This window comes from Shigella sp. SIG3, assembly GCF_053555855.1.
The window spans coordinates 1-9,982 of record NZ_JBQZXE010000124.1 but is presented as its reverse complement, the minus strand read 5'-3'; the positions used below and the strand labels follow the sequence as shown (position 1 = coordinate 9,982).

Here is a 9,982-nt window from a genome sequence, read left to right as displayed (position 1 = left end):
GCCGCAGCCGTCAGGCTGCCTACTTGAAATAAGTAATAAGCCCTATTTGGGGAATATGTTAAATGATTTTGCTGGCGTGGATCAGCAACGAGTTATGCATTGTCGTAAAGCATTTAGTGATGCAAAGGTATTCAAATGATTCCTGATTATTTAACTTTTATTCGCTTTCAGGATAAACGAAATCTGATATACATTTATGCTATTGGACTTATTCTGATAGGCTTTTATTGGAAAAATGCAGGGTTTACTTTTCCATCAGAGGATATTGGTGTAGTTAGTGGGATTCTGGCCCTGGTGCTGTATAATTTTATTTTTGATCTCAAGGCGTACTGGGCTTATAAATGCGTCACGAAGAATATCGATTTTTTGTGGTTTAAGAAAAAGCAGAACCACAAAATAGAATTATTTCTTACACAACCTCTGGTGGCAGGATTTCTGTCGTTAATCATGTTGAGTGCAATGAGTTGGGGGCTATACCAGCTTCTACCCTCGTTATATGCGCTGTTCCTGATTTCGTTACTTGGGCCGTTGGTCATCTTTCTGCTGTTTCGGATGATCCGCACCAGTTATGTCAAGCAGGTCGCTATTTCAGTAGCGAAAAAAGTAAAATATAAAAGTCTGACTCGCTATGTGCTGCTTTCGGTGTGCATCTCAACGGTTGTTAACCTGCTTACTATCAGCCCGTTGCGTAACAGTGATTCTTTTGTGACAGAGGGGCAGTGGTTAACGTTTAAATCGATAATTGCATTGCTCATTCTTTGTGGCGTAGTGTTGGCGATTAATCTGTTTTTTCTGCGCTTCTCCAAGCGGTACGCTTTTCTGGGCAGGTTTTTTTTGCAGGAAATCGATCTGTTTTTCTCCAGTGAAAATACGTTGTCGACCTTTTTTGCCAAGCCGCTTTGGCTTCGGTTATTCATATTGCTGGTTATTGAAATGATGTGGATTACGCTGGTGTCGGTATTGGCAACGCTTGTGGAATGGCGGATTTGGTTTGAAGCCTATTTTTTACTCTGCTATGTACCGTGCTTAATTTACTATTTTTTCCATTGTCGATTCCTCTGGCATAACGATTTTATGATGGCATGTGACATGTATTTCCGTTGGGGGCATTTTAATAAGTGAGGAAGTTACAGGAAGTGACCAGATAACGCATATATGTTCTGTACTATCTTGCGCATTTTGATTGTTGACTGAGTAACCAGACAGTTGATGTGCACAATTTCCCCTCGCCCTAACAGACGTGGGCGGGGGCACCCGGTGTGTACAATATACGAAAAAAAAGCCCGTACTTTCGTACGCGCTCTTCTTTAAATATGGCGGTGAGGGGGACCGCCTGAAATAAATCTGACTTAATCCAGGGGTGTTATATAATTTCTTTATAAACAATGTATTACACTTTTTGTTGTCCGATGTTATCTAATGTATTCTTAGTGAAGCGAGGGACTAATGGCATACTGGATGGCATACCAGAGTGACGGGAATTAGCGTATGGCAGTATTGACGGATACGAAAGCAAGACATATCAAACCTGATGACAAACCATTGCCCCATGGGGGAATTACCGGACTGACCCTTCATCCTTCTTCAGTAAAGGGGCGGGGGAAATGGGTTTTTCGTTATGTAAGTCCGGTGACACAAAAAAGACGTAATGCTGGATTGGGAACTTACCCAGAGGTCAGTATTGCTGAAGCTGCACGTACTGCCCGGATAATGCGAGAGCAACTTGCTGCAGGTGATGATCCTCTGGAGATTAAAAAGGCTGAATCTGAGAAAGTCGTTATCCCAACATTTGCCGATGCAGCCAGGCGTGTACATGCAGAACTGTCTCCTGGATGGGAGAATCCAAAGCATGTAAGGCAGTGGTTATCGACGCTTGAGAATTACGCGTTTCCTCAACTGGGAGCAAAAACGCTGGATTCGATTACGGCTGCGGACGTGGCAGAAACACTGCGTCCAGTCTGGTTAACCTTGTCAGAAACGGCAAGCCGGGTTAAACAGCGCATTCATGTTGTTATGCAGTGGGGATGGGCGCACGGTTTTTGTGTGGCAAATCCTGTTGATGTGGTTGACCATTTGCTTCCTCAGCAGACAAGAGGACGTGATGAACACCAACCCGCAATGCCCTGGAGGCAGTTACCGCTTTTTGTGGCGACCAGTGTGTATAGTGATGAACCTTATAATGTTACCCGCGCACTGTTATTAATGGTGATACTTACAGCAACTCGCTCGGGCGAAGCCAGGGGAATGCGCTGGGCTGAAATTGATTTTCATAAGCGGGTATGGACTATACCTGCAGAAAGAATGAAAGCTAGGCTACAGCATCGTGTTCCTTTATCCCGGCAGGCTATTTACATTCTGGAAAATATACGTGGCCTGCATGATGAACTGGTGTTCCCTTCACCCAGAAAGCAGCAGATCCTTTCCGATATGGTGTTGACAAGTTTTCTGCGTAAAAAGAAAGCCGTCAGTGACATTCCGGGGCGAGTTGCCACGGCACATGGTTTTCGCTCAACATTCAGGGACTGGTGTAGTGAACAGGGGTATTCGCGGGATCTGGCGGAAAGGGCGCTCGCTCATACGCTGAAAAATAAGGTTGAGGCGGCATATCATCGTACTGATCTACTGGAGCAGCGTGTACCGATGATGCAGGCATGGGCGGATTATGTGATGTCTCAACTTGCTAAAAACACTAAGGAATTCGCTTAGTTTCATGGACTGGCATACTCAGAGTAGCCAAATGGTTACTGCTTTCTTTTTTGAAAAATAAATGCAATGCCAGTTCGTAATGAAAACCTGGCATTGCACTCAGATAACGATTATTCATTATTATAACGAATAATACACTTGTGATAATTTATTTTTTGTCCGATAGTATCTATAGTCTGTTTCGGTGATACTTCAGTATGTTTTGATGATCACAAATGAAAACTCCGGCATCGAATGCAGGAATATTTAGTTTTTTTGCCAGTTCGGATGGTGTAATCGTGTTTCCTATATAAACAACCAGGTTATCATCAATCCTTATTTTCCTTTGTTCCGCCAGTATGTCAAGTGCTTCATCCAGAACACATTTTTTCCTGAGAGCATATGGGGCATATTGTAAAATATAACTTTTCTGGAATATGTAACCTGCTGTTGTGATAATTCTTTTCTGAAGCCATTTATCAAGTTTCTCAGCCGGGGATATTTCCCGAAGGGATTCAAGTTTATATATAAGATGCTTGAAATAAAATTCAATGAGATAAATGGCGCTATTAGTACTTTCCAGCGTTATTACTGTCGAGTCTGGATCTTTCTCCAGTTCCAGAAGTGCTGCTATCCTGACAACCTGCTCTCTTTTTCTGACAATAATGTCTTCAAATGTACCCATATGAGGATTCTGTCTGACAGTATCCATATTTTCTTTGTGAAAGCGCTCCAGTGCGCGGGATGCTGCATTTGATAATGTCATGCAGATGCGCTCTTTACTTTTTGCACGTCTTTCTCTGGATGCTCTCAGAGAGTCTCTGATCTGACTGCCAAAACTTTTCTTACGAAAACAGCTTGCACATTGTTGCGTCACAACAGGAGTGGCAGTATGCGGTTCTGTCGTCATTATTTTAATTGCTCCGGGTTCGCAAAATAGCAACCGGGCCAGAAAGCCATTGCCCCGGATCTGATCGCCAGTGAGAGTAAAAAACTTATTAAATATTACCGGTTGAGTCAGTATAAGTATAGTGAGACGGACATCATTCAGCCGGAACCCGGGTCTGGATGCCCGTTCAACGTTGACTGGTTGCCCACTCCATAATGTGTTGTACAGTGCCGATTTGCGTTCGAAACGCTTATCCAGAATAGTACCTCCTTCATCAGACAGCAACAGAAGAGAGGGTGACTGGCTGAGTTTCAAAGCTATCCCTTCTGGTGTCGCGTCATTCACGATGAGAACCTGTTGTACGGGAGGTTCGGGTTTATTTGCTATACACTTTTCAAGTGCTGCTCGTGCAGCAGCAGCATTTTCCGGGGATCTTTCAATTTCCTTTTTATATCTCCGCTCCAGGATTTTTTTATCTGTTGTCCACATTTCCATCATTCGGTCATAGTTTTTTTTATCGTCGATATATGCCTGATGTAGTTCTTCTTCTGTTTCATGAACAGGAGCGATTAATTTTGCGCAGGCAGAGGTTTTTCCACTGCCTGATGCTGATGAAAGACACATAAATATCTGAAGGCTGGTACGTTGCCCTCCGGAAAGTTCAACTTCATGCGTATCCTGGACCGAGGCAGCCATGACCGTCAGCATAACAGACAGAAGTATTTCACGGCGTATTCCTGTTTCTTCATGCATTTCATCAAGTAATGCCTGGCACCTGTCAGGCAGTTTAGTTGTGTCAAGTTCAGGGAGTGATAGTTTTGTCGTCATCATTAAGTTCCTTTAGTTTGTTTTCAGGTTCAGACCAGGCTGGTGCCGTATGTAACATCAGCCACTCATCGATGGCAGATGCCCGCCAGCCTACGGATGCACTACCAAGCCTTATTGGTTTGGGAAAGGTAGGGTCGTGGTATTTCGAGGCCGGATTTATTTTCACGTAAATAGTAGATCTTGATATACCCAGCAGTCGGGTAAGTTCAGCCATACGCAGGATGCGTGAAGGCGTGTAAAGCTGTCCGGTTTGATTTGACATATTGTTCTCCATATGCATTGCATGTCGTTGTGTCAGTTTGATACGTTAAGCTCAGAATGTCCTCTGCGATAAAATGCAAACCAACCGGAGAGCACAGCATATGCGCACATTTACAAATATGTTGTATGATATTTGTACTGTTTTGGGGTTGTTTAAGGAAGGCGAGAATCCGGCACACAAGCGGAAGAGTACCAATTTTGAAATGCATCAAAAATTCTGGGATCAACGTTATAATGAGATCAGTCGTATTATTGATGCTGAAGGGGTGTTCAGTCAGGAGCAACGGCGGATCATATATGCCCGATATGAACATTTTTATTACATGATGAATTCTTATCCAGTGCATTCCACACTAAAACCTGAATTCCTTCGCAGCTATTGTCTGCGCACTTTTGGGGTTATTTTTCTTGTTGTAGATATGTATAATACATACAGACCAGAGAATGACTCTGCTTTTTATTATCATATTTATAATTTTTTACAGAAATCGTATTGTCCTTGTCTTGATCACGCTGATACAGAAAGCGATGAAGCTGCTGTTAAACGTTATCTTCGGGAATATCTGGCTGAACTGGGATTCAACAAGGAAGATTTTCATGAAAATGGAAAGCTGTATGCTCTGGGGAAATATACAGGAACTATACGGAAGGATAACGGGAAAAGCAAGAGCCTGATGCAACAATATATCATGGCTATCAAAAATGAATATAAAAAGGATTACCGGGAGAAGAAGCTGGATAAGGATGAACTGGAGAAAGTGCTCAGGAATATTGATAAATTCTATAATGCATTTTATTCATTAAGTGTCTTACTTGATATACAACGAAAGACGAAGATACTTCAAAGCCTTGCATATTATCTCAGAGTGTTGGTGAGAGAAGGACTCTGGATTCATGGTTTGTATGGTTACGCTGCGCAATATCTTTATGACTTTACCAGCTTTGATACAACGCCTTATGCAAAAAAATTACTGGAAATGTTTTATAAGTTTCAAAACAGTGCAGAAGGAACATTGTCTCGTTATAGTGTTTCACTTGATGATAAATCTCAGGAATATATTTCCCGTCTGAAAGATCTTGTATTTAATATTAATGATAAGAATGGTTGTGATGACGCATATCTGAAAAAGATTATAAGCTATTTTGGGCAGTTGCAGAATGAGGCTGTTCATGTGACCAGCTGCTACGAAACACTTGCGGTGTACATTTGTCTGATAAGGAAAAATAAAATTAATGATGTGCTGCAGCATTATGATGACATGGAAAGAAAAGGATTGTTTGGTGAATTACCTTCAGGATATGTCAGGGGGGCATTATCGTTGCTTCGGACAGCACTGGAGGTTAAAGTAAATAGAAAAAATATAAAGTATGGCTCGTTGTTTTATTGGCTTGACCATGTAAAAGCCTATCAGGATGCATTTATTGAAAAAATACCACTTATTGATCCTGTATATAAGGAGGGTGAAATACAGTATGATGCGAACAATTTTACCCTGATGCGTGTTATTAAGATGTATAATTGTATGCTTGAAAAGATCAGTACGAAACCATATATTGCGCCCCCATATATTACAGGTTTGCTTGATGACGTAGAGAAGGTGCTGGATAAGATAAATATTCTGATAGATAAAGAGTATGTTTATGATGGTAAGACGCTGGCAGAAGTCATTATGGAAAACAAAGTATTATCCAGTCGCGAACGTAAAGAAACTATGATAGGGCTTTTCACAGGCAGTAAGAAATATACTTTACTGCAATGTGTTGAGAAGCTTGGTGTATTAGTTCACTATGTGAAATCACCGGTCGATGAAATTAAAAATGTGATGATGTTGTATGGCGATAAGGCCGAAAACAGGAACAGACGCAGAATGATATATGATGCGTTAACCATTATTTGTGAAGATGACATCAGGAATAACCCTCCTGAGCTGTCGTGAATTCATCTGAGTGTGTTTTGGGTCAATAATCTTTATATACCCTGCTAATTTTGCTAACCATTAGCAAAATTAGCAGGGGTATTATCTATGTCTGGCAAGAGAAAATTCTATAATAGTATGATTTATTTGTTTGTTTTGTTTTTCAATTAGAATGGTGTGTTTTTGTGATCTATGTCTAATTGTTTTGTATTCTTAGCGCCATCCCATTCATGGGCAGATGTACATACCGCCCCTATTAGATTGATGGGTTGCATGTTCATTGTATCTGTAAAATATGCCAGTTTTGACATTAATACATAATCTGTAATTCGGTGTAAGCTCTTGTCTGGTGAATTATGTTGCGTATTCCGCTCTATTCGATCACGGATTGGGCCAAATCATGATCGATTCGAATGCCAAACTGCGATCGATTCAGATGCCATTTTGCATTATGTTAGTGGCTTATTCTTCTTGTTCTTTTTTACAGGTTATGTAAGTGTGATTATCCTGATTACTGGTCACTCATTATATACTGAGTCGACAAAACAAATGAGTATTAACTGAAGTTTTTATACAGTGATCATCTGTCTGGTTAGGTTAGTTAGTTCCGGGAGAATCACATTTATTTCATATACCATAAATAATTAAGGTTAATTAGTATTATTAGTTGGAGTTATGGTATTGTGTGTCTGTGCCGTATTGTTTGTATGTTTGTTGTATAACTTATCTCTTTACGTGGTAATGTCACTCCTCTTTATGCTAAGTATTCTGTATGTGTGTAATGCATATATCTCCATACACTACGCAGTGAAGCATATGGGGGAAGCTGTATGGTGAATTATGTGTGTAATGTTGTCCTGTACGTACTTAACACTGGTTACGTATCGGAACACTATTAGAGCGTGTTATGACTCCGTTACAGTTTATAGGTATAGGTAAATATGATCTTTTCTGTATGGAACAATCTTCTTATGGTGTGTGGGTATGTTCTGTATACCATTATTCTTTTATGCTAATGATTAAATACCCGTGGTCTCTCTCGGCTTTACTTAATGGTTCGACAATATTAATAGCGATGTTGCCTGTAGCTAGCCGATACTGAGTTTTGTGAATGTCAGATTACTTCCTGTAAAGAATTTAGTGGTGCTTCCTGAAACTCAATTCTATGAGGTGTGTTTTTCCATTGTAATTCGTACTGGTTCTCAGTTTAAGAGAGTCTCACTGTATTCTGAAGTATTACCTCATCACAGTAATGCGGTAATACAAAACAGTTTTATCAGGTTGTCTGTGCTGCTGGTTTACTTCGTTTATTAATGCCGTGGTACGGCGTTTCTCTACTCTCAGTATTTACGTAATTCTCTCTTCCTGTGAGTTTTATAAAGTAAGGACTATAAAATGTATAATGCCAATCCCAATTACAAAATGGATTTCATGATTCTGAAAGACGTGAATGAACACATGGATGGTATGTTTCAACGTTTTTCTAAACTGTTACCTTTCAGAATTGATTTTGCTTACAGGAAAGACACGCCCAGTTTCGGGCATTCCTGTAAGCACAGTATGTGTATGGAAATATACCGTTTACTTAGCGAAACCCAGACGATGTTGGCGGGATATTACTGGGTAATGGAATATACACCAGACAAAGGGCTTCATATTCATTTTATCGGCTACCTGGATGGACAACGTCACAAGAACTCTTATCAGATATCCAGGCAACTGGGAGATATCTGGAGGCGGATCACGGAAGGGGAGGGTTATTTTCATCTGTGCCGGGCTAAAGACAAATACCCGGTGCGTATCGATCACGTGATTCACTATAGTGATAAATCTGCGGTAGACGACTTACGTTACGCCCTTAGCTATCTGGCTAAACAGGATCAGAAAGAACACGGTATTATTCTGGGCCGTAGCAGGCTTCCCGAAAAAAGTAACCGGGGTCGACCACGACATAACTGAATTATGGGGGCTTATGTCCGAACTATCGTAAGTTATCGCGTGGATTTGCCTTCACACGAATTTCAGTCGTGGTGCCGCCGGGAGACAGGTACAAGTGATAACGCATATGGTTTATAAATCTGACAGCGATGAACTAGCAGTACTGCGGGCAGAAAATACCCGGCTGGTCTCATTACTTGAAGCTCATGGGATTGAATGGCGACGTAAACCGCAGAGCCCTGTGCAGTGCGTTTTCGTATTATCCACGGATGAGAAAGTTGCGTTATTTCGTCGGTTGTTTCGTGGGCGTGATGATGTATGGGCCCTTCGATAGGAAAGCAAAACCAGCGGCAAATCAGGGTATTCGTCTACCTGGCTAACGAATGGCTGTTGGGAATATGCAGTAAGCCCTGGATAAAATGTGGGGACTGCGCTCACCGTCAGTTGATCCCTGTATCTGATCTCATCATCTACCTGAGGTAGTGTACAATATGCCGATATCGAACTGATACTTAATTAAAATATCTAGAGTGTGATATATCTCTGAGAACTATCAATACGAATATTAAAAACACTTCCAGAATAACAGCAATACGGGGGGATCTCCATTACCCTCCTGTGATTGACAACGGGGATATCATTACCTGTTTCCCTAACCTGATCCCCGGAGAGATATCTCGTTTCCGTAACTCGCTGAATGCGAAAATTAATGCAGATCAACACCGTAAAAAACAACAAGGCAAACGCACCTACGCAACGTCGGTTTGTATTATCTGGGCGAAAGAATATACGCAGTCCTTTAAATGTCATTATCACGTCTGCCTTTTTTTAACAAAGACGCCTATTACCATCTGGGAAACTATGAGCGCTCTGACACCCTGAGAGGGTTAATTACCGGAGCCTGGTACAGTGCCTTAGGGTTGGAACTGGAAGATCACCAGGGATTAGTTCATTTCCCTGCTAATGGACGTTACATCCTGGATATTAACGATCCTAATTTCCCAGAGCAGTACCAGCGCTTATTGGTACGTCTGGATTATTTGACGAAGCTCGACACTAAAGCATCAGGCCAGCGTAACTTTGGCTACAGCGGTTTTTGACCTATTGTAACTATAAGGTGATTTATTATGTATACAGAATCAAACATTAAGCTTTCCTGTAACGCCCTCTGGCAAAAGTGTGTCCTTGCAACTCTGTATCGGGCTGCTGCTACACATCCTAAAATTAAATTATTACAGTTTAAATTAATACCTTGCCCTGGTATGAATAAGGCAATTCCTTCTCTGATTGCTGATTTTACTGGTGAGCTGCATAGACTAATTTCTGAACATTTGCAGTGTAAGCGACGTAAAGATAAATCAGTCGAGCCCACCCCTTTATATTACCTCTGGAGTAGGGAAGCTGTGGCTAACGATGCCACTCCTTATCTTATGGTGCTGCTACTTAATAACGATGTCTGGTGTAA

At 41.3% G+C, this 9,982-nt stretch carries 7 protein-coding genes and 3 pseudogenes; 8 read left to right on the top strand and 2 right to left on the bottom strand.

Translation table 11 applies throughout. The annotated features are described in order from the left end of the window. From ACUU1I_RS17300 to ACUU1I_RS17290, 3 genes and pseudogenes are all read left to right on the top strand, one after another. Nucleotides 1-139: pseudogene (locus ACUU1I_RS17300) on the top strand (ACP S-malonyltransferase); the annotation flags it as partial. Next, nucleotides 136-1,122 carry a protein YcdU gene (gene ycdU, locus ACUU1I_RS17295; RefSeq protein ID WP_000611845.1) on the top strand — a complete coding sequence of 329 codons (987 nt, stop codon included), beginning with the start codon at nt 136-138 and terminating at the stop codon, nt 1,120-1,122. The pseudogene ACUU1I_RS17300 and the gene ycdU, both read left to right, overlap by 4 nt. 366 nt (nt 1,123-1,488) lie before the next feature. Beyond that, nucleotides 1,489-2,706, top strand: a complete 1,218-nt coding sequence (locus ACUU1I_RS17290) for a tyrosine-type recombinase/integrase (RefSeq protein ID WP_000279879.1) — start codon at nt 1,489-1,491, stop codon at nt 2,704-2,706. A 169-nt stretch (nt 2,707-2,875) separates the two neighbouring features. Here ACUU1I_RS17290 and ACUU1I_RS17285 read toward each other — a convergent pair whose 3' ends face one another. Together ACUU1I_RS17285 and ACUU1I_RS17280 are read right to left on the bottom strand one after the other, a co-directional pair. Next, a complete protein-coding gene (locus tag ACUU1I_RS17285; RefSeq protein ID WP_005067490.1) occupies nt 2,876-4,405 on the bottom strand; it encodes a DUF3987 domain-containing protein in 1,530 nt (509 codons plus the stop codon). Further along, the gene (locus ACUU1I_RS17280; protein WP_000070931.1) at nt 4,377-4,664 is read right to left on the bottom strand and encodes a helix-turn-helix transcriptional regulator; all 288 of its coding nucleotides are present in this window, start codon (nt 4,662-4,664) and stop codon (nt 4,377-4,379) included. Before ACUU1I_RS17280 ends, ACUU1I_RS17285 begins: the two co-directional genes overlap by 29 nt. A gap of 100 nt (nt 4,665-4,764) precedes the next feature. Here ACUU1I_RS17280 and ACUU1I_RS17275 point away from each other — a divergent pair, with 100 nt between their 5' ends. The 5 genes and pseudogenes from ACUU1I_RS17275 to ACUU1I_RS17255 form a co-directional block, all read left to right on the top strand. Further along, on the top strand, nt 4,765-6,600 hold the full coding sequence (locus tag ACUU1I_RS17275; RefSeq protein ID WP_001258873.1) for a hypothetical protein: 1,836 nt from the start codon (nt 4,765-4,767) through the stop codon (nt 6,598-6,600). A 1,374-nt stretch (nt 6,601-7,974) separates the two neighbouring features. Then, nucleotides 7,975-8,538, top strand: coding sequence for an inovirus-type Gp2 protein (locus ACUU1I_RS17270; RefSeq protein ID WP_000282110.1), 564 nt, complete (start codon nt 7,975-7,977; stop codon nt 8,536-8,538). A 106-nt stretch (nt 8,539-8,644) separates the two neighbouring features. Next, nucleotides 8,645-8,991, top strand: a pseudogene (locus ACUU1I_RS17265) (TOTE conflict system archaeo-eukaryotic primase domain-containing protein); the annotation flags it as partial. Between the two features lie 63 nt (nt 8,992-9,054). Beyond that, nucleotides 9,055-9,617 (top strand): annotated as a pseudogene (locus ACUU1I_RS17260) (inovirus Gp2 family protein). A gap of 27 nt (nt 9,618-9,644) precedes the next feature. Further along, a partial coding sequence (locus tag ACUU1I_RS17255; protein ID WP_152061515.1) for a YagK/YfjJ domain-containing protein occupies nt 9,645-9,982 on the top strand: 338 nt, incomplete at its 3' end.

Bases quoted from the DNA above. Each gene is read 5' to 3' on its own strand.
- ycdU (WP_000611845.1), top strand. From the start codon at position 136: ATGATTCCTGATTATTTAACTTTTATTCGCTTTCAGGATAAACGAAAT.
- ACUU1I_RS17290 (WP_000279879.1), top strand. From the start codon at position 1,489: ATGGCAGTATTGACGGATACGAAAGCAAGACATATCAAACCTGATGAC.
- ACUU1I_RS17285 (WP_005067490.1), bottom strand. From the start codon at position 4,405: ATGATGACGACAAAACTATCACTCCCTGAACTTGACACAACTAAACTG.
- ACUU1I_RS17280 (WP_000070931.1), bottom strand. From the start codon at position 4,664: ATGTCAAATCAAACCGGACAGCTTTACACGCCTTCACGCATCCTGCGT.
- ACUU1I_RS17275 (WP_001258873.1), top strand. From the start codon at position 4,765: ATGCGCACATTTACAAATATGTTGTATGATATTTGTACTGTTTTGGGG.
- ACUU1I_RS17270 (WP_000282110.1), top strand. From the start codon at position 7,975: ATGTATAATGCCAATCCCAATTACAAAATGGATTTCATGATTCTGAAA.